The sequence below is a fragment of the Salinisphaera sp. LB1 genome, from assembly GCF_003177035.1.
Lineage (GTDB): Bacteria > Pseudomonadota > Gammaproteobacteria > Nevskiales > Salinisphaeraceae > Salinisphaera.
This window is the reverse complement of the sequence record NZ_CP029488.1, coordinates 2,334,081-2,359,579: the sequence shown is the minus strand read 5'-3', so window position 1 is coordinate 2,359,579 and position 25,499 is coordinate 2,334,081. Positions and strand designations below refer to the sequence as shown.

Genomic DNA, 25,499 nt, shown 5'->3' with positions numbered 1-25,499 from the left:
AGGGCGCCGCCGGGAAATCGCAGACGCTTGCGCCAAGTACAGCATGGGCCACGGTCGTTACAGATCCAGGTCGCATGCGAGGGTGGATGGTCGAAAATCCGGGGCTCAATCACTCGCGCCGTGACTATTGCATCCGTGCCGTGCCGTGGGCATGGCCAACCACACCGGGCGGCTCAATCCGAGCGGTCTCCCGAAGACACAATTCGTTTTTCGCGACGATCTGCTAGCAGCGGTTTGCATCCGGCCCGCGGCGATATTCTCCGCCGGGCCCGGCCGTGATGCTGCAGCAGCGCCTGTACCCGGCTGCGGCCGGGGGTAAAACGTCGCGCTACCACTTATCGCGTGCCCGAGAGCGGGCACGCCGGGGAGACAAATCGATGACGCTCATCCAGACGCTGGAACAGGCCGTGAATGCGGTAATCAATCCAGTCAGTGGTTTTATCTGGAACTACATCCTCACCTACTTGCTGCTGGGCGCCGGCCTGGTGTTCACCATTGCCACCCGCGGCCTGCAATTCCGGTTGCTGGCACACATGGCGGCACTGGTGTTCACCGAGAAAGGCAGCGGCAAGGGCGTGAGCTCGTTCCAGGCGCTGGCGACCTCGCTGGCCGCCCGCGTGGGCACCGGCAATCTGGCCGGTGTGGCCCTGGCGTTGTTCGCCGGCGGGCCGGGGGCCATCTTCTGGATGTGGATGACCGCGCTGGTGGGCATCGCCACCACCTTCATCGAGTGCACCCTCGCGCAGGTCTACAAGGTGCACCACGGCGACGGCATCTATCGCGGCGGACCCGCTTATTATATCGAGCGGGCGCTCGGCCAGCGCTGGATGAGTATCGTGTTCGCCGTGTTTCTGATCATCGCCTACGGCTTTGCCTTCTGCGGCGCCCAGGCGAACACCATCGCGCAAGGCATCGAGGGCGGCTTCGGGGTGCCCAACTGGGTGACCGCGATCGTGCTGGTGATCCTTACCGCCGTCGTCATCTACGGCGGTATCAAGTCGATCGCGCGCACCGCCGAGAAGATCGTGCCGATCATGGCCGTCGGGTACTTTCTGGTCGCGGCCTATATCCTGGTTGCGAACTACGCGCAGGTACCGAGCATGCTGGCACTGATCGTGAAATCGGCGTTCGGCTACGGTCCGGTCGCCGGGGGTGCGGCCGGCTATGCGGTGGCCGCCGCGCTCAAGAACGGTGTGCAGCGCGGCCTGTTCTCGAACGAGGCCGGCATGGGCTCGACCCCGAACGCCGCCGCGACCGCTGAGGTCAAGCACCCGGCAGCCCAGGGGCTGGTGCAGGCATTCGGCGTGGTCATCGATACGCTGATCATCTGCAGCTGTACGGCGGTAGTGATTCTGCTTTCGGGTGTTTACGACCATATCCTGCAGGCCCATGCGGCCGGCCAGTCGCTGGAGGGCATCAAACTCACCCAGGATGCGATGCAGTATCACCTCGGCGCCTTCGGCGAATGGTTCATCGCGCTGGCGATCTTCTTTTTCGCCTACAGCTCGATCCTGGCAAACTTCGCCTACACCGAGATCAACGTCGACTACCTGTTCGGCAAGTACGGGGACACCATGATCGCCTGGCTGCGGCCCTTTCTGCTGGCCATGGTCTTCATCGGCTCGGTGGCCACGCTGAGCTTCGTCTGGAATTTCGCGGACTTCGCCATGGGGCTGATGGCCACGACCAATCTGGTGGCGATCCTGCTGCTGTTCCCGATCGCGCTGCGCGTACTGCGGGACTACGAAAAACAGCGCCGCACCGGCACCGGCGATCCGGTCTTCAACAAGCGGGTGCTCGAGAAACCGGAGCAGGTCGAACCCGGTATCTGGGACTGATCAGCCCCGGAGGCATCCAATGGCACCGCGATCGCGTACGCGGATACATAATGCCATTCATCCTGGCCTCGACTGGCGCCCGCGAGTGCGGCGCCGGTCGGCGGCCTCGCGGAGCCCGTCATGTCCCGTCTTCGTTTTCTGCTGCCGATCATTGTCCTGCTGTCGTTGTCGGCGTGCAGTGTCATGCCCAAGCCGGGCTTCCCGCGCGAGCACGATGTCGATCTCAATCGTTTCATGGGCCCCTGGTATGTGATCGCGCACATCCCGCCGTCCAAGACCAAGAATGCCTACAACGAGATCGAGCGATATTCGCGCGGCCAGGGCAACACGATCCACGTGAAGTTCACCTATCGCGAAGGCGGCTTCAACGGCAAGAAACACACCATGACGCCCACCGGCACGGTGATCGATGGTAGCGGCAACGCAGTCTGGGCCATGCATTTCTACCATGTCCTGCGCCTGCAGTATGTGATCTCCTACGTCAGCCCGAACTACGACAGCACCATCATCGCGCGCAGCAAGCGCGACTATGTCTGGATCATGGCGCGTACGCCGCACATTAGTGAAAAACGCTACAAGGCATTGGTGCAGCGCGTGAAGAACATAGGCTACGACACCAGCAAACTGAGAAAGGTGCCGCAGCAGCCGTTGTCCGAACGCCACGACCTGTGACCGCGTTAACCGGACATCCACCGGCGGGACGACAACCCCCCGTGATCTGTTGAATCGCCACGCCCGGTCCGACGAGCGCGCGGTGCGCTGCGCCGAATGGCGACGGCTGGTGGCACTAACACCCTACCTGCGCGCGCATACGCCGCGCGTAGCGCTGGCCATGGCCTTTCTGATGGCGGCCAAGGGCGCTTCCGTGCTGCTGCCGATCGCGCTCAAGCATATCGTCGACAGCCTGGATCGCTCGGAGCATAGCGCCGCCCTGGTGCTGCCGCTCGGCCTGTTGCTGGCCTACGGCGCGCTGCGTCTGGCCTCCACCCTGTTCGGTCAGATCCGTGACCTGGTGTTCGGCCGGGTGACCGAGCGCACCATGCATCAGGTCGCGCTCGCCGTCTTTTCGCACCTGCATCGGCTGGATCTGGAGTTCCATCTGTCGCGACGTACCGGCGGCCTGTCGCGCGATATCGAGCGCGGCCTCGGCGGCATTCGTTTCCTGCTGCGCTTCATGCTGTTCAATATCCTGCCGACTGCGTTCGAGATCGGCCTGGTCGCGGCAATCCTGTTCTATTACTACTCGATCTGGTTCACCCTGATCGTGCTGGTGAGCGTGGTCGCTTACGTGGCGGTCACCGCCGCACTCACCGAATGGCGCACCCGGCATGTCCGCGAATCCAACCGGCTGGATACCGCGGCCAATACACGCGCGGTCGATACCCTGCTCAACTACGAGACCGTGAAGTATTTCGGCAACGAAGCCTTCGAAGCCGATCGCTACGATGCGGAGCTCGGCCGCTGGGCCGATGCCATGGCACGCGCTCGACGCTCACTCGGCGTGCTCAACACGTTGCAGGCGCTGGTGATCGCGCTCGCGATGACCGCGATCATGATTCTGGCCGGTCGGCGCGTGGTCGCCGGCAGCATGACGCTCGGCGATCTCACCATGGTCAATGCCTACATGCTGCAGCTGTTTCTGCCGCTGTCGGCGCTTGGCTTCGTCTATCGCGAGTTGAAGAAGGCGATGGCCGACACCGCGCGCATGTTCGCGCTGATCGATATCGAGCCGGAAATTACCGAGACTGCGGATGCCCGGCCGCTGCGCACGAATCAGCCGGAAATCGTGTTCGAGGATGTCCATTTCGGCTATTCCAGCGAGCGCAAGATCCTGCGCGGCGTGGATCTGGTGGCCCGGCCCGGCGCCAAGGTGGCCGTGGTCGGGCACAGCGGGGCCGGCAAGTCGACGCTGGCGCGCCTGCTGTTCCGTTTCTACGACGTCGACGGCGGCGCGATCCGGATCGACGGTACCGACATCCGCGAGCTGACGCTCGCCAGCCTGCGCGCCACGATCGGGGTGGTGCCGCAGGACACGGTGCTGTTCAACGACACCATCGAATACAACATCGCCTACGGCGCGCCCGATCGCGCCGACGGTCCCGCGATCGAGCGCGCCGCGCGCATGGCCCATCTCGACGACTTCATCGCCCGGCTGCCGGATGGCATGCAGACGCTGGTCGGCGAGCGCGGGCTGAAACTCTCGGGCGGCGAGAAACAACGCATCGCCATTGCCCGCGCCATTCTCAAGAACCCGGCGATCCTGGTGTTCGACGAAGCCACGTCGTCACTCGACAGCGAGGCCGAGCGCGCGATCACCCACGCCCTGGCCGAACTCGCCGCCGACCACACCACGCTGGTGATCGCCCATCGCCTGTCCACCGTGGTCGACGCCGACCAGATCGTGGTGCTCGACGCCGGCCGTGTAGCCGAACAGGGCCGTCACGCCGAGCTGCTCGCCGCCGGCGGCCGCTATGCGCGCATGTGGCAGCTACAGCAACACGACGACCCGGCGGAAGACGCGGCTCAGGGTGCTGCCGTCTCCGTTCGCGCACGCTGACGCGCCAGCAGGCTGACCGCCGAAATCAACGACAGCAAGGCCACCGCCGAGGCGAAGATGACGCCCGCTGTGGGCAATCCGCAGGCCCGCGCCATCAAGCCGAGCCCCACCACCGGAATAGAGATCGCCACGTAGGCAACCACGAAGAACGTGGAAGCCACTTCGGCACGGCGCTCCGCCGGACTGGCCGCGGTGATCTCGCCCATGCCGGCCCGGAACGACGCGCCCTGCCCGGCACCGGCGATGGCGCCGGCGAAAATCATCAGTGTCAGTGACCCGGATTCAATCGCCGCGATCAGAAACCCCATACCGATAATCAGCCCAAGGCAACCAACAGGCAGACGCGCCGGTCGCGGCAGTCGGGACTGAAGCGTCTGACCGATCGTCGAGCCGATGAAAAGCATGAAAACCACGCTTCCGGTCAGCGCGTGATTGCTGTAGCCCAGAACCTTGCCGATAAACGCGGGTGCCACGGCCGTGAACAGACCCATGACGGCAAAGCCGGCAAAACCGGCGATCGCCGCGGGAACGAACACGCCGCGAACCCCGGGCGGTACGGCCGGTTTGCGAATCGTCAGCCGGGGCCGGTCCGGCTTTCGCGTGGTCTCCGGCGCCAGGTAGAGCACTACCATCGCCAGGGCGACCAGCACCAGGTCAAGCACGAAACACAGTAGCAGCGGCGCCGGCGCGTATTGCGCCAGGATACCGGCCACGAACGGACCAAGGCCGAGCCCGCCCATATTGGCGGCAGTCGCCACCAGTGTCGCCTGTTCGCGCCATTGGCGTGGCGCCATTTCCACCACGGCGACCGTGGCGGTGCCGGTAAAGATCCCGGCCGAGAAACCGGACAGCAGCCGGCCGATCAGCAGGGGCGCAAGCGCGCCGCCCCAGATGAAGGCGACCGCGCTGGCCGCAGAAAAAATGAGACCGAGCGCCAGCATCGGCCGGCGACCGATCTGGTCGGACCAACTGCCGGTGATGATTAACGCGGCGATCACGCCGACCGCGTACACGGCGAAAATCACCGTGATCATGAGTTCGGAGAAGCCAAGCTGCTCCTGATAGATCGGATACAGCGGGGTGGGCAATGTGGTGCCCATCATGTTGATGGCGAATGCTGCCGCCAGGCCGATGAACACGGCGGCGACGCCACGGGACGACAAAGTCATGGCTGTACGAAAGCCGAATTTAGGCTGCTAGGCTAGCAGGCTGGCGCGACCATACAAGGGCGTCAATGGCGCTTGCCGGGCGCCGTCCATTGCGCCACCTGAGCGGCATGCCGAGCCAGGAAGTCCTGTACTGCCGTCGCATAGCCATTGTTGTGAGCATCGAGCATCGCATCCTGTAACTCCGGCAGCCCCAGGTGCATTCGTGACAGTATGGCCGCAACCTGCGGATAATCGTCGCGAAAGCCGTCGCGCACCAGCGCATCGACATGTTGCCGCGAGCCCAGCACGTCCTTGGGGTCCTGGAGAAAGCGAAGCCGCCACTCACCGAATATCCAGTGCGGTGTCCAACCCGTGACCACAACCCACTTGTGCGCCGCCTCGGCGCGGGCCAGAACCCTGGACATGACGCGAGCGTCCGCGGCCACAAGTCGATACTGCGTGTTCAGGCCGTAGCGTTGGAGCGCTTTTTCCGACAGCTGCATCAACCCGGCGCCGGGGTCGATGCCCTGAATACGATGGTGCAACCGCGCTGCAATGTCGGGCTGCGCGAGATCGGCGATACTGTTCAGCCGATCGCGGGGCACATAATCCGGCACCACCCAACCGAGTTGCCCGCCCTGGTACAAAGGCCCGAGATCGACCAACCGGCGCCGGTAGCGTTGCCAGTAGCGCGCATGGGTATCGGGCAACCAGGCCATCAGCATGGCGTCGAGACGACCGCTGGCCACGCCACGATACTGTTGACCTATGCCGGCCAGCTTGAGCTGCACCGGGTGATGCGTGTGGTCTTCGATCACCGCCTTGGCCAGGCGCGTCACGAACTCGGCATCGTCCCAGGCCGTCCAGCCGATCACGATCGGATCGTGGGCGCCGGCCCGCCGCTGGTGACCGCTGCAGCCCGCGGAAAGCGCGACAGCGCCCAACACGACAATCGACAGGAAACGCGATAACAGACCATTCATGCCGACAGCTTACCAAGCGCGCAATAAAAAGCCCGGCCGACTGGCCGGGCTCCTGCGCTCATGCGCCAGAGGCGAAAACGATCAGCTGCTCTTCTTAAACCAGCTGTTGACCTCGTCCGGATGGTCGGCGATGAACTGTTTGATCGCCTTCTGCTCGCTGGTCTTGCGCGCGCTGTACATCGCAGCCTGGAGCTGATCCAACGGGATGTGCATATTGCTCAAAAAGCTCGCGACCTCCGGATAATCCTTGACGAAACCCTGGCGCACCACGGCATCGATATGCTGCGCGGACCCCAGCGTGCCCTTCGGATCCTTCAGGAAGCGCAGATGCCACTTGCCGAACATCCAGTGCGGCGTCCAGCCGGTGACCACGATCCACTCCTTGCGCTGCTCGGCGCGCGCCAGGGCCGCTGTCATGGCCGCACCGCTAGCCGACACCAGACGATAACCATCACTCTTCAAGCCATAGGCCTTCATGGTCTTGTGCGACAGCTGCATCAGACCAGCGCCCGGATCGATGCCCTGGATCTTGCCGTCGAGCTTGGCCTTCACGGACGGCTTCTTCAGATCCGAGATGGAATTGAGCTTATCCTTGGGCACATAGTCGGGCACGACCCAACCGAGTTGAGCGCCGTTGTAAAGCGGGCCCAGATCCTGGACCTTGTCCTTGACCTTCTTCCAGTAGGCGGCGTGGGTATCAGGCAGCCAGGCCATCAGCATGGCATCGAGGTTGCCATCGGCCACCCCTTGATACTGAACGCCGATTGACGCCATCTTCAGCTTGACCTTGTAGTCGGTCCGCTGCTCGATCAGCTTCTTGCTCAGCTTGGTCACGAACTCGGCGTCCGACCAGGCGGTCCAACCGATGGTGATGGTCTTGTCGCCGCTGGCGGCCTGCGCACTACCGAAGCTGCCCATGGCAATCGTGGCACCGGCCACGGCAGCGACGGCAAAACTCTTCATTCCCATTTTCATAATTTCTCCCTTTATTCGAACCCGTGAGTCTCGATACTCTCAATCTAGGGCCGCTCAATCAAGTCGAGCTGGCCCCTGCGCTCGAGCCGGAAAACAATTTTTTAAGACGCGACAACAACCCGCCGTCACGCTGACGCTCACCAAAACTCTGGGTTAGACGGTCCAGGATGATGGCCAGAATTACGACCCCGAGCCCCCCCTGGAAACCGGTGCCCAGACGCAGCTGCTGAATGCCGGCGAGCACCGGATCACCCAGGCCGCCCGCGCCGATCATCGAGGCAATCACCACCATCGACAGGGCCAGCATGATGGTCTGGTTGATGCCGGCCATGATCGATGGCAGCGCCAGCGGCAGCTCAACCCGCCACAGCAGCTGCAAGCCGTTGCAGCCGAATGCCTTGCCGGCCTCGACGTTCTCGGTCGGCACGTAGCGGATGCCGATGTTCATCAGACGCACGGCTGGCGGCATGGAGAAGATGACGGTGGCAATCACGCCAGGCACCCGTCCGGTACCGAAAAAGATCACGGCCGGAATCAGGTATACGAATGCCGGCAGCGTCTGCATGAAGTCCAGTATCGGGCGGATGATGGCCAGCACCACATCGCTCTTGGCCATGACCACGCCCAGCGGCAGACCCACACCGAGCGCGGCCAGCGTGGCCGCCAGCACCAGGCCCAGCGTGTCCATGGTCTCGGGCCATAGGTCCATGCCCATGACAACGTACAACGCGACCAGCACGAATATGGTGAATTGCCAGCCGACGCGCCATAGCGCAAGGAAAGCGAGCACCGCGAAAACAACCGGCGCCGGCAGATAATTCAAGAAAGCAGTTAAATTATCTGCAACAAAGCTTATGACCGCTGAAACGACGGAAAAGAACAGATCGAAGTGGGTCTGCATGAAGGTGACGACCGCCGTGAACCAGTCGCCGATCGGAAGATTGATGACTAAATCATTCATCAGGCAGCGTCCTGTTCAGTCCGGTTGAGCGTATGCAGCAGCATGGCGCGTGAGATAGTACCGATGTAGCGGCCGTTCTCATCGACCACGGGTACCGGATGCGGACTTTCGGCCACCGGCTCAAGCAGCTCGGTCAAAGGCGTGGTCGACTCGACCACCGGCACGCCCTCGACGAAGGCGCGCTCAATGTTGCCCTCCTCTCCTCGCGAAAGACTCTCGATGCACAGTTCGAGCGAATCCACGCTCACCGTGCCGAGATACCGGCGGTTGCGATCGTGCACCACAGCCGCGGGCCGGTCGTGCTTGTTGAGCCGCGACAGCGCCGCGCGCACGCTCGATCCGGCGCGCTCGATCACGGTCACCTGATCGCGACGCGCGATATCGGCTGCGGTAAAGACGTGCCCCACATTGACGTCGCGGAAAAACGACCGTACGTAGTCGTTAGCGGGCTTGCGTACAATCTCTTCCGGTGTGCCCACCTGCACGACCACCCCGCCCTGCAAAATAGCGATCCGATCGCCCACACGCATGGCTTCGTCGAGATCGTGGGTGATGAACACCACGGTGCGCGCCTGTTCCGACTGCAGCCGGAGCAGTTCGTCCTGCATTTCCGTACGAATCAATGGATCGAGCGCAGAGAACGCCTCGTCCATCAGCAGGATTCCGGGGTTGACCGCGAGCGCTCGGGCCAGACCGACACGCTGCTTCATGCCACCGGACAGCTCGTCCGGGTAGCTGTCGGCATTCGCCTTGAGGCCGACAGCGTCGAGGGCTTCGAGCGCGCGTTTTTCGCGCTCCTGCTTGTCGATGCCGGCGGTCACAAGTCCGAAGCAGGTGTTCTCCAGCACCGTCTGATGCGGCATCAGCGCGAACGACTGGAAAACCATGCTGATCTCGTGCCGACGCAGCTCGATCAACTCCTTGCGGCTCATCTTCGTGATGTCGCGGCCATTGATCTTGATCGCACCCGCGCTCGGGTCGATCAGGCGATTGAGCATGCGCACCAACGTGGATTTGCCCGAACCGGACAAGCCCATGACCACGAAGATCTCGCCCTCGTTGACTTCAAAACTCGCATCCGAGACACCCACCGTCATACCGGTCTCGGCAAAGATCTGATCCTTGCCCTGTCCCTTATTGACGCGCTCCAGTGCGCGCTTCGGATACGCCCCAAATATCTTGTAGACGTGCTCTACAGACAGCTTGGTATTCAAATTCTCATTCCCCCTCGCACCGAGTAAGTTTGACTACTCATCATAACGCAACTTCCACACCAAACTGCAGCGATCACCCGAGACAGCCACCGTTCTCGCAACGCTTTGAGCCGACACGAATTTGCGCAAAGCCTGATAACACCTGGCCTGGCGCATTAGCTGCGCAATACATTATTTTTTAAAAAAATCAATTGCCTTGACGTAAATATCACAAGTTCATAATGCGCTTTGTGCGCCCGTCCGCCGATGGCGCGCATCCGGGATCGAGCAATCCCGCCACGCCTACAGCTAGAAGCCGGACCTGTTATTCAGCACCTTATCGAAACGGCGGTGCACGCGAAAGAAAATCTTCAGGAATTCGGCTGGTACCGCTCACTTACGGGGAAACGCCGCCGCACCGACCGTCCAACGCCCGCTGCCGGTATCAAACGCCCTCGCGGACCGGCGGCCGGCGCGGTAATCCCCTGAAACCACGGTCTATTAACGAATTTACGGAAATCGCCCGGCGTGGTCGCGACACGTGCTCGCTGGCACAGGGCAGGCGTTTACGACAAGATCCGATAAGCGGACGCTTTTTGATTCGGCTGCCGGGCATTCCGCAAAACGGCGGGCATGCGGTCACCCGCAAGCATTCGAATCAGAGGGGGGGAATGGTGGCCGGAGACAGAATCGAACTGCCGACACTGCGATTTTCAGTCGCATGCTCTACCAACTGAGCTATCCGGCCACGCCCTCGCCGTTGCGGCGAGACGCGTATTAAACCGATACGCGCGGCGCGGGTCAACCGCTGTGATCAGGATTTCGGCGGCACGTAGTGTGTCTCGGCGATATCGCCGTCGCCGAAGAAGTATTTTTCGGTCTGCTCGGCCAGGAATTCGCGCGCCTTGGGATCGGCCAGATGCAGACCGTATTCGTTGATCAGGCGGGTCTGCTCCTGCATCCACTGCTGCCAGGCCATCATCGAGACATTTTCGTAGATGCGCTTGCCGAGTTCTCCCGGCAGCGGGGGGCGGGGCAGTCCTTCGGCTTCGTAACCGAGTTTGACGCAATGCACGGTACGGCTCATAAGCCCAACTTGAGTTGCGGTGAATCGACCAGACGCGCGATCGGCGCGGGCAGCCCGGGCCGGTCTTCGCGTCCATACCAAGCGAAATCACCCTCCATGATACGGACTGTCGCGCGATACTGCACTCGCCGCGCGTGCAGTGTCAGCAGGAAATGCGTGAAGCCATGCTCGATCGGGGCGAGTGCTGCGCCGGGCGTGACATCGATGCCGAAACGATCGCGACACAGTGCCGCGATGTCGGCCTCGGCGTCGATCTCGGGCAGGCTCCACAGACCGCCCCAGATACCGGACGGTGGACGCTTTTCCAGCAGGAGGCGACCGGCATCGTCTTCGATGACCAACACCGTGGTCTGGCGTTGCGGACGGGCGCGTTTGCGGCGTGGTGCCGGGATGTCGGTCTGCACGCCATCCGCGTTGGCCACACAACCGGCGGCCAGCGGACATGCGGCACAATGCGGGGCGCGACGCGTACACAGGGTCGCGCCGAGATCCATGACGGCCTGGGTGTAGTCGGTCACGCGCTCGCGCGGCGTGTAACGCTCAGCAAGCCGCCAGAGCGGTTTCTCGTAAGCAGCGGTGCCCGGCACGGCCGTGATTCCAGCCAGGCGTGCGATGACCCGCTTGGCGTTGCCATCGAGGATCGGCGCCCAGACACCGAACGCCTGCGCCACCACCGCGCCGGCCGTCGAACGGCCAATGCCGGGCAGCGTCATCAGCGTCTCCACGTCGCGCGGAAACCGGCCGCCGTGCTCATCGACCACCTGTTTCGCCGCAGCGTGCAGATTGCGCGCCCGGGCGTAGTAGCCCAGCCCGGCCCAGTGCGCCATGACATCGTCGGCGTTCGCCGCCGCGAGCGACTCGACGTCCGGAAAGCGCGCCATGAACGCCTGAAAATAATCGATGACGGTCGCAACCTGCGTCTGCTGCAGCATGATCTCGGCGACCCAGACGCGATACGGCGTACGCGGGTGCTGCCAGGGCAGATCGTGGCGACCATCGCGATCGAACCAGGCCAGCAGATCGGCGGCGATGCGCGGCGGGGCGCGTTCGGGGAAATCGTGTTTCATGACGATGACTTGTCGGTCAGACCGGCCCGCCGTCGGGCCAGGCGTTCGATGGCCGCGGCGGTTGCGGCGACCTGCTGACGCAGCGCCCGCGCGACCGCCCAGGGCCCGATCAGGGGCGGCACCCAGAAACCAGGCACGATACGGGCACGAAAACGCAGGTTCGTGGCGTGATCTTTCGCCGCGGCGAAACGCCAGTGCGCCTGCCCGGCCGACAGGTCGCCCCGGCCCGGCACCACGGTCATGTCGATGCGCCGGCGCGGTGTCAGCCGGTAGCGCATGACCTGGCGTACGGTCTTGCAGTACCAGAGCACGCAAAGACGCATGCGCGAAGACAGTTCGTTGTTGCCGATCATCCGCGTCGACTCGATCATCGAGGTGTAATCGGGCAGGCGCTCGAAATCCGTGGCCGCAGCATAGACCGGTCCGATCGGCGCATCGACCCGCAGGCGGGCAGCCACGACGTACGCCTTGTGATCGCGGCTCACCGTCAAATGCTCGACGGTGGCCGCTTGCGCCACCGCGCCATGCAACAAGCCGAAGACGACGACCGGCGCCATACATTGCCCGACGTGAATCCGCCAGCACGTCATGTCATCGCGCGCTCTGATCGGTCGTGCCGGCCGCACGCGCCGCCTGTGGCATATCGAGAGTGTAGGCGGGCGCGAGCAACGCGCCCTTCAGATGCATGGGGACGCTCAGCCCGGCCAGCGGGGCCAGACGGTTGTGCGCGGAATCGGCGATCGCCAGCGTCAGCGTATAATCGAGCTGGTTGTGCGGCAGGCTGTAGCGCCCCTGCCCATGGCCGGTGAGCGCGCCGGCCTGGAGGGAAAACGCATCGCTGGTGGCGATGCCGTGATCGACGGTGAAACGCCCGCCGAGATGCGCGAACGCCGTCGTGCCCTGATCCCCCACCCCGCCTTGGCCGGCGCCGGTGGCGCGCCGATGCGCGGCACGCAGCATGCCCACCAGATCGAAACCGTTGATCTGGCCGTTGTTCAGATCGAACTGTGCCGTACCCGAGAGGCTGCGTTTCAATTGCGCCACTTGGCGGCCGGTGGCGTGCAGATCGATGGCGACGTCGGCGTTGGCCTCGAGTCGGTGACTGCCGGCAGCGTCCGCGAGCAGCGGCTCCATGGCGACGTGTCGCAAGCGCCCGGAAAGTGTATATCCCGGACGTGCCCCGCTGGCATCCACCGCCCCGGTCAGGCGCAGGGCGCCGCCATAGAGATCGGCGGTCAACGGCGCCACGTGCAGCACGCTGTCGGCGGCCGACACATGCGCCACCGCATCATGAATATTCAGATTGGCCATGGTCAGCGACCCGATCCGCAGCCGACCGCGCATGCGCAGATGATGCAACGGCGCCAGGTCGAACTCGGCAGCCCTCTGGGCCGCACCGCCACCGGTCTGCGCCGGCTGGCTGGTCTGGGCCTGTGCCGCACTGCCGGGCGGCAGATAATCATCGATATCCAGCGTGTCGAGATTCAGATCGAAACGGTAGTGCGGGTGGGCCAAGTCGCGCACATCGACCGTCCCGCTCAAGGTGCTCTTGTCGAGCTTGGCCGCGATCTGCTTGAAGTGGATCACATGCGCACCGCCTTCGAACTGGGCATCGAAACTGGCCGAGGTCAGCGCAGAAGCGGCCTGGGTCTTGGGCGAATGCAGTTCGAGCTGCTGCAGCACCGAGCGCGGGCTGAACGCCGCCACGGTGATGCGTCCGTTGTAGGCCAGCCGATCGTGCAGTCCGGTGCCGTCGATGTTGCCGGTGACGGTCAGGCCCGCGCTCTGCAGGCTGACATCGTCGAGGCCGAAACGGCCGGCCTCGAGATCCAGATCGCCAGAGGCGCCGAGATTGGCTTCCTGCTCACCGCCGGGCACGGCCGGGCCGCGCGCCAGCACATTCACGCTGAGCCCGGAAAAGCGATAGAAACGATCCGCCACATTCGGCTCGATACGCGAAACCACATGGATCGCAGCGGTCAGGCCCGACCCGGGCCAGCTCAGATCGCCGCCGGCTTCGAGCCGAAACGGCTGGCCATTGCTGATGCGGCCGGTGTCCAGCCCAGCCTTGTCGAACCGATAGTGGCGATCGCTTGCCTCGTCGTCGTAGCTTACCTCGGCCCCGGAGATCGCGACCGCCCCGATCTCGAGGGAAGACAATGGCAGGTTGCGACCACGCGCGGCCTGGCCGGGCCGCGGGTACGGCGCGCGTTCGGACGCCGCCGACAGCCGGCGCACGATCCCCTGCCAGTTGGTCCGGCCGTTGGCGTGGCGGACCAGCTTCAGGTTGAGCCCGTGGATATCGAGCGTCCCCAATCGCAGGTGACCGGTAAACAATGGCAACAGACGCAGCGTGATGTGCCCGGAGCGGATGCGCGCCAGCGGCTGGGCACCGAAGCCATCCGCATTGGCCACGGTCACCGCGCCGAAACGTACCGACGGCCAGGGCAGCAACGACAATCGCACCGGCCCCGAGATATCGATATCGCGCCCGATCGCATCGCTGACGGCGGCCTCGATCCGCGAGCGATAGGCGTCGGGATCGACAGTACAGCGCAGCGTAACCAGCATCCCCGCGATCAACACCACGACGGAAATCGCGGCGCCGATGGCGATCTTGACCCAGGTTTTCATTCGATTCGTTCGCTCCGGGTGGTCGTTCGATTCGCCATAAACATCGGCGCAGCGGCACACACGCCTGTGCAGGCCGTGGGCAATGCGCGTTATTCTAACGCCCTGTCTTGCGGCACCGTCCGTGTTCCAACCAATCGACAATCCTCATGCAGATCGAAGTCAACGGCCAATCCCGGGAATGCGCCGAGCGTGCGACGCTGTCGCGACTGCTTGACGACATGGGTTACGGCGATCAACGCATTGCGGTCGAGCACAATGGCGAAATCGTACCCCGCGATCGACATGCCGAGACCACAATCAGCCCCGGCGACCGTATCGAGATCGTGCACGCCATCGGCGGCGGCCAGGCCACTTCAGAGGCCGATGCCTTCACCGTGGCCGGGCGCAGCTTTGCTTCCCGGCTACTGGTCGGCACCGGCAAATATGCCGATCTCGACGAAACCGACGCCGCCATCACGGCCTCGGGCGCGGAGATCGTGACCCTGGCGATCCGCCGCACCCCAGCCCTGATCGATCCCAGGGCCCGCGAGTCGCGCAATTTGCTCGACGTCATCCCGCCGGAAAAATACACCCTGCTGCCCAACACCGCCGGTTGCTACAGCGCCGCGGACGCCGTGCGCACCTGCCGCATGGCGCGTGAGCTGCTCGACGGGCACAACCTGGTCAAGCTCGAGGTCATCGGCGACGAAAAGACACTTTACCCGGACGTTTCCGAGACCCTGGTCGCAGCCAGGGAACTGATTGCCGACGGTTTCGACGTGATGGTCTATACCAGCGACGACCCCATCGTGGCCCGCCGGCTCGAAGACATCGGCTGCTGCGCGATCATGCCGCTGGCCGGCCCAATCGGCTCCGGGCTCGGTATCCAGAATCGCTACAACGTGATCGAAATCGTGGAGAACGCCAGCGTTCCGGTCCTGGTGGATGCCGGCGTGGGCACCGCATCCGACGCCGCGATCGCCATGGAGCTGGGCTGCGACGGCGTGCTGCTCAACAGCGCGATCGCCAATGCCGACAGACCGGTGCTCATGGCCCAGGCCATGCGCCACGCGGTAATCGCCGGCCGCCTGGCTTATCTGGCCGGGCGCATGCCGCGCCGGCGCTATGCCTCGGCATCCTCGCCGACGACGAACCTGCCGTTCTGATATCGCGCCGGCGCTGCTCTATCCGTCGGCGCGCCACCTGCCAGGAGCCCGGGTCGTGGACCAGCCTGATCATCGTCGTATCCGCAGCTTCGTCAAGCGCGAAGGCCGACTCACGCCGGGCCAGGAAAGAAATCTGGCCGAACTCTGGCCGCGTTACGGGCTGGAACGGCCGGCATCGCCCATCGACTGGGCGGCGGAATTCGGCCGCGATGCATATCGCACGCTGGAGATCGGCTTCGGCGCCGGCGAGGTCCTGGCCGATCTGGCGATCAGCAACCCGCAAGCTGATTACATCGGCATCGAGGTCTATCGCACCGGTGTAGGCCGCCTGCTGGGCGCGCTTGACGCGGCCGGCGCCACCAATGCCCGGGTGTTTCGCGACGATGCGGTCGAAGTCCTGGCCGCCGGCTTTGCCGAGGACGCGCTCGACGAAGTGCTGCTGTATTTCCCCGACCCCTGGCCGAAGAAACGTCACCACAAACGCCGGATCGTGCAGCCGGCATTCGCCGATGAAATCGCGCGCATATTGAAGCCCGGCGGTATCTGGCGACTGGCCACCGACTGGGTGAACTACGCCGAGCACATGCGCGAAGTACTCGATGCGCATGCGGGCTTCGACAACATCGGCGATCACGACGGTTTCGTAAGCACGCCACCCCGCCGCGATACCCGCTTCGAGAACCGCGGACGCAAAAAAGGGCATGTCGTCCACGACATGGCCTACCGGCGCCGCTGAAGACAAATCGATCCACAGATTACGCAGATTGCACAGATTTGAAGAAAAGCTCCGATCAGCGGCTGGGAGCCCGTCTGTCTTTGCACTCCGTCACTTTTAAGTCAGCCTTACGATCTGAATGCATCCGCGTCGATCTGCGGAAAAATCATGGCCCGGCAGTGGCCCGGAACCCACGGTTATAGCCACTGATGCACGCACACGCAGCGCAAGATGAAGCCTGATAACGGATTTCCCTCGTGCGTCATCCCCAGCCACGTAGCCAGCAACAGACGCCCCGGGTAGTCGCCTCAAAATCTGCGTAATCTGTGCAATCTGCGGATAAACAGGCCAGCTTCTGGGCGTCTTCTGAAGACAAATCGATCCACAGATTACGCAGACTGCACAGATTCTAAGAAGTGCTCCGGTCGGTGGCCGGTGCCGGTTTGGCTTTGCACTCTATCGCTTGCACATCCGCCTTATGATTTGCGTGCATCTGAGTCGATCTGCGGACAACGGTCCTGACGCTGCGGTATTCGCCTTTAAAAATCTGCGTCATCTGTGAAATCTGTGGATAAACAGCCCGATATCGGGCATCGCGACGGTCCAGTGCCAAAGCGGCCCTGGACCTACCCCGATGCGGTCTCGGGCTCCTCCTTCAACACCATGCGCAGGAAGCGGCGGGTCCGCTCTTCGCGCGGCTCGGAGAAGATTTTCGACGGCGGCCCCTGCTCCAGGATCTGGCCGTCGCAGAAGAAGCACACCCGATCGGCCACATCGCGGGCAAAGCCCATTTCGTGGGTGACGATCAGCATAGTCAGGTCGTGCTCCGCTGCCAGATCCTTGATCACCTCCAGCACGTCGCCGACCATTTCCGGATCCAGCGCCGAGGTCGGCTCGTCGAACAACAGCAGCTTGGGCCGCATGGCCATGGCACGGGCGATCGCCACGCGCTGTTTCTGGCCACCGGACAACGCGTTCGGGTAGGCATCGCGCTTATCGGTCATGCCAACTCGTTCGAGCAGTTCGTCGGCCCGCTCCTCGGCGTCCTGGCGCGACAGGCCAAGCACGTGCATGGGTGCTTCGATGATGTTGCGCAGCACGGACATGTTCGGAAACAGGTTGAAGTGCTGGAACACCATGCCCACTTCACGGCGCATCTCGCGCAGATGCTTTTCGCGCGCGGGCACCAGTTTCCCGTTGCGCTGTTCGTGCCAGAGCGGCCGGTCCTCGATATAGACCACGCCTTCCTGGATATCCTCGAGCGTCATGAGGATGCGCAGTACGGTCGACTTGCCGGATCCGGACGGCCCCATGAGCACGACGCGCTCGCCGGGCTGGATCTCGAAGTCGAAGTCGTCCAGCACGATGGCGTCTTCACCGAAGCGCTTGGTGACTTTTTCGAAAGTGACGATGGGCTTCATTTGAGTGCTATCCCCGCGCGTGGCAGACGGCTTTCGATGAACTGGACTACCGCGGCCGCAATAACCGTCAGGATCAGAAACAGGATGCCGACCAGAGTCAGCGGAATCATGTAGCGGAAGGTGCGGTCGCCGATGATCTTGCTCACACCGAGCATTTCCAGAACGGTGATGGCCGACAGAATCGGCGTGTCCTTGATGATCGAGACCAGGTAGTTGGCCAGCGCCGGCACGATGCGCGGGATGGCCTGGGGAATGATCACGTCGCGAAAGGTCCGCATCGGGCTGAGATTGAGCGCCCGGGCGGCCTGGCGCTGGCCCTGGGGCACGGCTTCGATACCGGCCCGGTAGACCTCGGAGGTATAGGCGCTGTATTGCAGGCCGAGTGCAAAGATGCCGGTCTCCAGCGCCGGTAGCGTGACCCCGACGTCGGGCAGGACGTAGTACAGGAAATACAGCTGGATAAGCAGCGGTGTATCGCGCACGAACTCCACGATCAGTCGCGTCGGCCAGGAGATCACGCGCAACGGCGCGGAGCGCAGCAACGCGAAGATCAGACCCAGTATCAACGCCATGACGAAGCCGAAGATCGTGGCCAGGACAGTGATCTTCATCCCGATCAGCAGGATCGGCAGAATGGATAGGGCGAATGCCTCGGGGGACGACAGGTCCCAGTGATATCCGAACAGCATCAGCGGGCCACCTCGCGTCCAGACAGTCGCACGGTATAACGCTCGAGGGCGCGCATCGACACCATCAGCACCAGCGACATGAAGAAATAAAGGAAAAGGGTCAAGGTCAGAATCGGCACGGTCTCAAGCGTCTGGTTACGCAGGTTGTCGGCCTGAAAGGCAAGGTCGCTGAGGCTGATCAGCGAGACGAGCGCCGAGTCCTTGAGGTTCTGGATCACCAAATTGCCGAACGGCGGCATCATTTCGACCAGTGCCTGCGGCAACACGATGCGCCAGAGGGTCTGCACGTGGGTGAAGTTGAGCGCGGTCGCCGCTTCGAGTTGTTCGGACTCCACGGACGCAATCGAGCCGCGCACGACCTCGGCCCCGTAGGCGCCGATGTTGAGCGACAGCCCGAGCACACCGGCTACGGTGGGCGAAAGCGAGATGCCGATGATCGGCAGGGCGAAGTACAGCCAGAACAACTGCACCAGCAGCGAGGTACCACGAAAGATCTGAACGTAGGCCCGCGCCAGCCAACGCCAGCCGGCAAACCGTGCCCCCGAGCCGATACCGGCCGCAAACGACAGGATGGCACCGCCCACAGTCGAGGCGATGGTGATCCACGCGGTGACTTCGGCGCCCTTGAGCAGGGGCGGCAGGAGTTGGATCCATTGCATGCGTTATCCCCTTGTCGAAGCCGGCCGCGATGGGCGATCGCAGCCGGCTCTGTTGGTCTTGTTCGACACGGGACGGCGTTATGCGCGCCGCCCCGCCTTGGGAGGCGCCGCTTCAGGAACTCTTACTGCTGCACAGCTCCTTGGTGGTCTTTTTGTGCACTTCGTTGATGGAGTGCTGGTCGAGACCGAAGTGCTTGAGGGTCTTGCTCCAGAACGGGGTTTTCTGCACCGCCGCCAGGTTCTTGTCGAAGGCCTTACGCAGGTCCTGGTCATTCTTGTTGAAGGTGTAGCCGCCCCAGCTGCGTTGCGGCGAGCCGTTGATGACCGGATCGTGGAAGGGTTCGGCCGGCTGCACCCGATCGGATTTGGAGGCCAGGCGTGCCACGGTCAGCTGGGTGCCAGCATAGGCATCGATGCGCCCGCTCGCCACGGCCGACGCGGCGTCGGTGTTCGCCCGCAGCGTCACGATCTGCGAGTCCTTGATGCCGACGTCGTGCGCGAATTCCAGCTGATCGGCGCCGGAAACAATGCCCATCTTCAGGTTGGGGTTTTTGACGAAATCGCCGTAGCCGTGGATGTTTTTGGGATTGCCCTTCTTGACCATCAGGCCTTCGCCATAGGTGGTGTTGGGAATCGAATAGGCCACCTGGCTGCAGCGCTGGGGCAGGATCGCCTGCGAGGCGGCGACCATGTCGACCCGATCGGCCTTGAGCGCGGGGATCAGCGAGCCGAACGGCATGACGGTCCACTGGATGTCGGTAATGCCCATCTTCTTGAGCACACGCTTGGCCACAGTCGGGCCAAAGCCTTCAGCCGTGCCTTTACTGTTCATGAAGCCGTAGGGAATTTCATTGGCCACGGCGATCCGGATGTAGCCCCGGTTCTTGATCTGGCTCAGCGTGGCCGCACTCGCGGTGGTCACCGCACCCAGTGCAAGCCCGAACATGAGTGCCATGCCGACAAGCGCCGTAGTCAATCCGGCTTTTGCGCGGAATAGTTTCATGGTTTCTCCTTTGTGTAGATATTAGCGCCCGGCCACTTAGCTGTGATCGGACCGGCGGTGCCCTCATCTCGGTTCGGGCGCCCCCCTTGGAATTACCATGCAACATCCGCACCGGCCCCGCAAACCAGACTTTGGCAGGGGCTGCACGCGCTGCCGCGCTCTGGCGCCGGGCCCAGCCGACACCTCCCGGCTCCAGTAAACGCGGCATCAACGGGTGGCACGCACACCGATCCACGATGGTGCATCGGCTTTCTATCAGAGCCTGTTACCGTTTCCTGCGAGGCCCGCGTTGCTGCCCAAAATCCGAACCGGCACGGCGGCGGCAACGCCACGCTGGCCTGTTGGCGTTTCGTGCGAGCACCGCGCGGGAGACCACAATCCATACTGCGGGCTCGTGTAGGCTCACGACGCCACACCGCGCGCAGCCCCCGACTTGCAGCCCAGTGGGCGCCGCGCGCGGCTTGGCATGAAACGGCAACAGACCCTATCAAGGAAACACGCATGGAATATCGACAACTCGGCCGGAGCGAGGTCCAGGTCAGCAAGATCTGCCTGGGCACCATGACCTTCGGGGAACAGAACAGCGAGGCCGAGGCCCACGAACAGATCGACTACGCCCTCGATCGTGGCGTGAACTTCATCGATGCGGCCGAGATGTACCCGGTTCCGCCGCGCGCGGAGACCCAGGGCCGCACCGAGGCCTACATCGGCAGCTGGCTGGCCCGGACGGGGCGGCGCGACGAGATCGTGCTGGCCACCAAGGTGACCGGTCATGCCCGCAGTCCGATGCAATATCTGCGCAACGGTGAGACGCCGCGGTTGACCCCGACGCATATCCGGTACGCAGTCGACGCCAGCCTCGCGCGCCTGCAAACCGATCATATCGACCTCTACCAACTGCACTGGCCGGACCGGGCGACCAACACCTTCGGCAAGCGTGGTTACGTGCACGACCCCGACGATGATCCGGTGCCGATCGCAGAGACCCTCGGCGCACTGGCGCGCCTGGTCGACGCGGGCAAGATCCGCCATGTCGGGCTGTCGAACGAAACCCCCTGGGGCGTCATGCGCTTTCTGCGCGCCGCGGAGCGCGAATCACTGCCCTGCGCGGTATCGATCCAGAACCCCTATTCGCTGCTCAATCGCACCTTCGAGATCGGCCTGGCCGAATGCGCGATGCATGAACAGATCGGCCTGCTGGCCTACTCACCGCTGGCCTTCGGCATGCTTTCCGGCAAGTATCTGGACGGCGCCCGGCCCGAAGGCGCGCGCCTGACGCGCTGGGAACGCTTTGCCCGCTACAACGGCCGGCGGGCCGAACAGGCGACGGCCGATTACGTGGCCCTGGCACGCAAACACGGGCTGGACCCGGCCCAGATGGCGCTGGCCTATGTCACCAGTCGACCGTTCGTGACCTCGAACATCATTGGTGCCACCACCATGGAACAGCTGGCGGCGAATATCGACAGCGCCGAACTGGTGCTATCCGACGAGGTGATCGCCGGCATCGAGGCCATCCACGCCGACAACCCGGACCCGTGCCCCTGACGGCATCGCAACGCGTGCGCACGGACCGTGCCCCGATAAAAAAAGCCGGTGCCTGGGCGGGCACCGGCTTTTTCACATCGACGGGGCGTGACTGTCAGCCAACCGCTTTCTTCGCAGCGGCGCCGGCCTGTTGGGCCGCCGGCACGTAGCGGTAGTACTCGATCCCCAGATCGTGGAAATCCGGGCGATCGGTTTCGCCGATGCGATCGACCACGAACTCGTCGCTGGCCGGCGCCGGCTTGACGTCGGCCGGGTGGCCATCGTGGAGCGCGGCGTACTGGTCGGCATCGAGCTCCACCGGTGTGCCCAGCGCCTCGGTAAAGTTGATGCGCGCCGCGGCGTCCTCCCAGCCTTCGGCCACACGCATCGGCAATGCTTCGGCGGCGTCGCCGCTGCCGTAGCCCAGCGCCAGCCAGTGCTGCCCGCCAAGATTGAGCGTGTCGCGGTGGGCCTGGGTGAACCCGGCGGCCAGCCAGGCGGGCAGCGCAGCGGTATAGAGATTGCCCAGGTCGCGCATCATCTCACTGCCGAGGGAGAGCTTGCCGGAAACCAGGTTCTGCCACAGCTCGGTCTTGCGCAGATACCGCATCAGGTTGCCGGCCAACGGGAACGCATCCTCGCCCGACTCGCCGGCGGCGACGCGGGCCCGCATGTCGGGCGTCACACCGGAGATCTCGGCCAGCAGCGCCTCGGCGTCGATACCGGCGCCCCTGGCATATTCGGTCAGCTCGGCACGATTGGCGTCGTCACCGTCGGCCAGGGCGAACAGATAGGCCATGGCCCAGCCCGCCGAGGGCATGCGGTGATATGGTCGATGCATGAACACGGCATCCACCGAATGAAAGAAATCGGCCCGCCGGCCGCCACCACGGCGCGCGAGCATGGCGTTGATCGCGGCCCGGGTGGCATCGACGTAGCAACTGGTCGAATAACGGCCGTTGAACACCGGCAGATCCTGCATCTGGCCATCGGCACGCTGTGGCTGCCCGCGGAAGCGGGCAAACGGCTTGCGGAAATCGACCATGCGGTAATCGGAGGCGCTGCCCGAGCCGGCCAGATCGACGTGCAGCAGCTTCGGCTCGGCTTCGAGCAGCATGGCCACCGCACCGGCGCCCTGGGTCGGCTCACCGGATGAGCCGCGCTCGTATTCGGCGATATCGGAACAGACCACGATCGCCTTGCGTGCTGCGCCGTCGGTGGCCAGATAGCGCAAGGCATTCTTCATCGCATAGACACCGCCGAGACAGGCATGCTTGAATTCCGGCACTTCGCATTCGCGTGACATGGCGGGCAACGCGTGCGTAGCCAGCGCGTCGTCGAGCATCCCCTTGACGATCACCGCGCCAGCCGAGTTATCGCTGGAGGACTCGGTGCCGAGCGCGAGATACCCGATCTCGCGCGGATCGATGTCGTAGGCTTCGATCAGGCGCCAGGCGGCATTCGCGGCAAGCGTGTACACGCTCTGCTCCGGCCCCCGCATGCGAAAGCTGCGGCCCACGACCTTGCGCACTTTGTCCCAGGGCTGGTCGTTCCAGGCGCACCAGTCCTCAAGGTTGACACGATAAGGCGGCAGATAAAGCGCCAGTCCACTGATTCCCGGCATGGTTTTTCTCGTCGTCCGGCGGCCCGCTATGCGTGCCACGTGAATTTTTCGTCAGGGATATGCTAGCAAATGGTGCACTGTGCAAGCGCATCACACTCGGCAGACCGATGACGATGGCGTATCCTTGCGCGCGAATTGTTCCTGTAAAAGCCGATGGCAGAATCGATCATGAGCCAAGCCACTGCGCGCGCCCACAGCAATATCGCGCTGATCAAGTACTGGGGCAAGCGCGCAGGGCCGCGCAATTTGCCGGCGGTTGGATCCATATCGGTCACGCTCGACGGCCTGTACACCGATACCACCGTCGTGTTCGATGAGGCGCTGGCGGCCGACACCGCCGAGCTCGATAAAAAACCCGTCGACACCGCGCGCCTGACGCCGTTTCTCGATCTGGTGCGCGCGCGCGCCGGAATCGACACGCGCGCGGCGATCGTCTCGGCCAACAATTTCCCCACCGGGGCCGGTCTCGCCTCGTCCGCCTCGGGGTTCGCAGCGCTGTCGCTGGCTGCGACCCGGGCCGCGGGGCTTGCGCTGTCCCCGCGCGAACTATCGATCCTGGCGCGCCAGGGCTCGGGCTCGGCGGCGCGCTCGGTCTTCGGCGGTTTTGCCGAAATGCACCGCGGCGAACTCGACGACGGCAGCGATGCTTTCGCCGAGTCCATGCTCGATCCCGGCGAGTGGCCGCTGGAGATCGTCGTCGCGATCACCGATCGGGCCACGAAGTCGGTCAACTCCTCGATCGGCATGAGCCACCTCGACCAACGTTCCGATTACTATTCGGCCTGGGTGGCGCATTCGGAAACCGACCTGAGCGCCATGCGCGACGCCATCGCCGCGCGCGACTTCGAGACCGTCGGCGCACTTACGGAAATGAGCTGTCTCAAGCTGCACGGATTGATGATGTCGACCCGGCCGGGACTGATCTACTGGAACCCCGCCACCGTGGCGGCCATGCAGGCCGTGCGGGCCCTGCGCGAGGCCGGCACCCCGGTCTACTTCACGATCGACGCCGGGCCGCAGGTCAAGGCCCTGTGCGCACCCGGCCATGGCGAGGCGGTGGCGCGGGCGCTGGCGCGTGTACCCGGTGTGCTGGAAACCCGTCGAACAGCCCTGGGCCCGGCAGCGAGCGTGCTCGCATGACCGCAACGGCCCCGGTTATCGCGAGTGCGCCGGGCAAGCTGTTCCTGATCGGCGAATATGCCGTGCTCGAAGGCGCACCGGCGATCCTGACCGCAGTCGATCGCCGGGCCCGCGTCACGCTCTCCGATTCGAGCGACGGCCACTGGCATCTGACCGCGCCCAATCTGGACATCCACCGGCTGGCGCTCGGCGCCGATGGACACGGCGCGCCGGGCGCCGATGACGGGCTGCGCGACCGGCTGCGGGTCTATCGGGCCGTGCTGGCCCATGTCGCGGCCTATCTCGATTCGCCATTGCCGCCGCTCGAAGTACACATCGACACCACCGATTTCGCGCGCGACGGGCACAAGCTCGGTCTCGGCTCGAGCGCGGCGGTGGCCGCCGCCCTCACCTGCGCACTCCTGGCCCGCGTCGGCGTCGAGCTGGCGCCTGCCCGGCTGGCCGAACTGGCCATCGCCGCCCATCGCGATGCCCAGGGCGGCACTGGCAGCGGCGGCGATGTCGCAACCGCGGTTTATGGCGGCATCATCAGCTACACCCGCGATCAACCGCCGGCGCCGCTGGTCTGGCCCACGGGGCTGGCCGGTGTCGCCGTGGTGACCGGCACCGGGGCAAGCACCACCGACCTGGTCGGGCGTGTCTACACCTACGGCCAACGCGATCCGAGCGGCTTTGCGTCCGATCTCGGCCGTCTGGCCGCGCTGGCGGAGAATGCGGCGGCGGACCTCGGCCAGGCCTTGCGCTTCGTGCGGCTGGCGCGCGAGTACTTCGAGGCGCTGATCGCACTGGACCAGCATGCCGAGGCCGGTATCGTCAGCGCCCGCCACCACCAACTGCACGCCGCGGCGGCCGATCATGGCGCGGTGTTCAAGAGTTCCGGCGCTGGCGGCGGCGACGTGGGGCTATTGTTCACCACGCCCAACGTCGATGAAACCGCGCTTCGCGGCGACTTCCAGGCGGTCGGCGCCGAAATCATCGAACTCGGTTTCGCGGCCCCCGGGGTGGCGCTGGAAACCACGCCGGACCGGCCAACCGGGGCACGGCCTGCGACAGACGGACGCAGGCTGCGCTAAACTACTGTATTAGACAACGATATCGATGTGCTGTCGGTGTCTTGGATCATCCCGCGCGAG

At 64.1% G+C, this 25,499-nt stretch carries 22 protein-coding genes and 1 tRNA gene; 8 read left to right on the top strand and 15 right to left on the bottom strand.

Annotated elements, in window-relative coordinates; translation table 11 throughout:
- Positions 1-377: 377 nt before the first annotated feature.
- From SALB1_RS10650 to SALB1_RS10640, 3 genes are all read left to right on the top strand, one after another.
- Positions 378-1,838: a sodium:alanine symporter family protein gene (locus SALB1_RS10650; RefSeq protein WP_109993851.1), complete on the top strand. Its 1,461-nt coding sequence runs from the start codon at positions 378-380 to the stop codon at positions 1,836-1,838.
- Positions 1,839-1,958: 120 nt separating this feature from the next.
- On the top strand, positions 1,959-2,510 hold the full coding sequence (locus SALB1_RS10645) for a lipocalin family protein (protein WP_109993850.1): 552 nt from the start codon (positions 1,959-1,961) through the stop codon (positions 2,508-2,510).
- 49 nt (positions 2,511-2,559) lie between these two features.
- Positions 2,560-4,395, top strand: coding sequence for an ABC transporter ATP-binding protein/permease (locus SALB1_RS10640; RefSeq protein ID WP_255414378.1), 1,836 nt, complete (start codon positions 2,560-2,562; stop codon positions 4,393-4,395).
- On the opposite strand, the gene SALB1_RS10635 is transcribed toward SALB1_RS10640, so the two are convergent.
- The 10 genes from SALB1_RS10635 to SALB1_RS10590 form a co-directional block, all read right to left on the bottom strand.
- Positions 4,362-5,564 carry an MFS transporter gene (locus SALB1_RS10635; protein WP_109993849.1) on the bottom strand — a complete coding sequence of 401 codons (1,203 nt, stop codon included), beginning with the start codon at positions 5,562-5,564 and terminating at the stop codon, positions 4,362-4,364. The genes SALB1_RS10640 and SALB1_RS10635 overlap by 34 nt on opposite strands.
- 62 nt (positions 5,565-5,626) lie before the next feature.
- Positions 5,627-6,526 carry a glycine betaine ABC transporter substrate-binding protein gene (locus SALB1_RS10630; RefSeq protein ID WP_109993848.1) on the bottom strand — a complete coding sequence of 300 codons (900 nt, stop codon included), beginning with the start codon at positions 6,524-6,526 and terminating at the stop codon, positions 5,627-5,629.
- An 81-nt stretch (positions 6,527-6,607) separates the two neighbouring features.
- Entirely contained in the window at positions 6,608-7,501 is an 894-nt protein-coding gene (locus SALB1_RS10625; RefSeq protein WP_109993847.1) for a glycine betaine ABC transporter substrate-binding protein, read from the bottom strand.
- A gap of 58 nt (positions 7,502-7,559) precedes the next feature.
- Positions 7,560-8,462, bottom strand: coding sequence for a proline/glycine betaine ABC transporter permease (locus tag SALB1_RS10620; RefSeq protein ID WP_109993846.1), 903 nt, complete (start codon positions 8,460-8,462; stop codon positions 7,560-7,562).
- Entirely contained in the window at positions 8,462-9,676 is a 1,215-nt protein-coding gene (gene proV, locus SALB1_RS10615) for a glycine betaine/L-proline ABC transporter ATP-binding protein ProV (protein ID WP_109993845.1), read from the bottom strand. Before proV ends, SALB1_RS10620 begins: the two co-directional genes overlap by 1 nt.
- Before the next feature lie 651 nt (positions 9,677-10,327).
- Positions 10,328-10,403: transfer RNA gene (locus SALB1_RS10610), tRNA-Phe, on the bottom strand.
- A 66-nt stretch (positions 10,404-10,469) separates the two neighbouring features.
- Positions 10,470-10,742 carry an oxidative damage protection protein gene (locus SALB1_RS10605; RefSeq protein ID WP_109993844.1) on the bottom strand — a complete coding sequence of 91 codons (273 nt, stop codon included), beginning with the start codon at positions 10,740-10,742 and terminating at the stop codon, positions 10,470-10,472.
- Complete coding sequence (gene mutY, locus SALB1_RS10600; RefSeq protein WP_109993843.1) at positions 10,739-11,809, bottom strand: A/G-specific adenine glycosylase; 1,071 nt, start codon at positions 11,807-11,809, stop codon at positions 10,739-10,741. The genes SALB1_RS10605 and mutY overlap by 4 nt, the downstream gene beginning before the upstream one ends.
- Positions 11,806-12,366: an SRPBCC family protein gene (locus tag SALB1_RS10595; RefSeq protein ID WP_158590709.1), complete on the bottom strand. Its 561-nt coding sequence runs from the start codon at positions 12,364-12,366 to the stop codon at positions 11,806-11,808. The genes mutY and SALB1_RS10595 overlap by 4 nt, the downstream gene beginning before the upstream one ends.
- 34 nt (positions 12,367-12,400) lie before the next feature.
- On the bottom strand, positions 12,401-14,443 hold the full coding sequence (locus tag SALB1_RS10590; RefSeq protein ID WP_109993841.1) for an AsmA family protein: 2,043 nt from the start codon (positions 14,441-14,443) through the stop codon (positions 12,401-12,403).
- A gap of 146 nt (positions 14,444-14,589) precedes the next feature.
- On the opposite strand from SALB1_RS10590, the gene thiS reads away from it, so the two are divergent.
- Both thiS and trmB read left to right on the top strand, forming a co-directional pair.
- Positions 14,590-15,588: a sulfur carrier protein ThiS gene (gene thiS / locus SALB1_RS10585; RefSeq protein WP_109993840.1), complete on the top strand. Its 999-nt coding sequence runs from the start codon at positions 14,590-14,592 to the stop codon at positions 15,586-15,588.
- A gap of 55 nt (positions 15,589-15,643) precedes the next feature.
- Positions 15,644-16,324 carry a tRNA (guanosine(46)-N7)-methyltransferase TrmB gene (gene trmB, locus SALB1_RS10580; protein ID WP_255414377.1) on the top strand — a complete coding sequence of 227 codons (681 nt, stop codon included), beginning with the start codon at positions 15,644-15,646 and terminating at the stop codon, positions 16,322-16,324.
- Between the two features lie 605 nt (positions 16,325-16,929).
- Here the strand turns inward: trmB and ehuA are convergent.
- From ehuA to ehuB, 4 genes are all read right to left on the bottom strand, one after another.
- Entirely contained in the window at positions 16,930-17,724 is a 795-nt protein-coding gene (gene ehuA / locus SALB1_RS10575; RefSeq protein WP_109993838.1) for an ectoine/hydroxyectoine ABC transporter ATP-binding protein EhuA, read from the bottom strand.
- Positions 17,721-18,413, bottom strand: coding sequence for an ectoine/hydroxyectoine ABC transporter permease subunit EhuD (ehuD, locus tag SALB1_RS10570; protein WP_109993837.1), 693 nt, complete (start codon positions 18,411-18,413; stop codon positions 17,721-17,723). Before ehuD ends, ehuA begins: the two co-directional genes overlap by 4 nt.
- On the bottom strand, positions 18,413-19,072 hold the full coding sequence (ehuC, locus tag SALB1_RS10565) for an ectoine/hydroxyectoine ABC transporter permease subunit EhuC (protein ID WP_109993836.1): 660 nt from the start codon (positions 19,070-19,072) through the stop codon (positions 18,413-18,415). The genes ehuD and ehuC overlap by 1 nt, the downstream gene beginning before the upstream one ends.
- A gap of 112 nt (positions 19,073-19,184) precedes the next feature.
- Positions 19,185-20,075: an ectoine/hydroxyectoine ABC transporter substrate-binding protein EhuB gene (ehuB, locus tag SALB1_RS10560; RefSeq protein WP_199678769.1), complete on the bottom strand. Its 891-nt coding sequence runs from the start codon at positions 20,073-20,075 to the stop codon at positions 19,185-19,187.
- 501 nt (positions 20,076-20,576) lie between these two features.
- Here ehuB and SALB1_RS10555 point away from each other — a divergent pair.
- The gene (locus tag SALB1_RS10555) at positions 20,577-21,623 is read left to right on the top strand and encodes an NADP(H)-dependent aldo-keto reductase (RefSeq protein WP_109993834.1); all 1,047 of its coding nucleotides are present in this window, start codon (positions 20,577-20,579) and stop codon (positions 21,621-21,623) included.
- 94 nt (positions 21,624-21,717) lie between these two features.
- On the opposite strand, the gene SALB1_RS10550 is transcribed toward SALB1_RS10555, so the two are convergent.
- The gene (locus tag SALB1_RS10550) at positions 21,718-23,226 is read right to left on the bottom strand and encodes a hydroxymethylglutaryl-CoA synthase family protein (protein WP_109993833.1); all 1,509 of its coding nucleotides are present in this window, start codon (positions 23,224-23,226) and stop codon (positions 21,718-21,720) included.
- A gap of 168 nt (positions 23,227-23,394) precedes the next feature.
- Here SALB1_RS10550 and mvaD point away from each other — a divergent pair, with 168 nt between their 5' ends.
- Positions 23,395-24,366, top strand: a complete 972-nt coding sequence (gene mvaD, locus SALB1_RS10545; RefSeq protein WP_255414376.1) for a diphosphomevalonate decarboxylase — start codon at positions 23,395-23,397, stop codon at positions 24,364-24,366.
- On the top strand, positions 24,363-25,439 hold the full coding sequence (locus tag SALB1_RS10540) for a mevalonate kinase (RefSeq protein ID WP_109993831.1): 1,077 nt from the start codon (positions 24,363-24,365) through the stop codon (positions 25,437-25,439). The genes mvaD and SALB1_RS10540 overlap by 4 nt, the downstream gene beginning before the upstream one ends.
- Positions 25,440-25,499 lie beyond the last annotated feature (60 nt).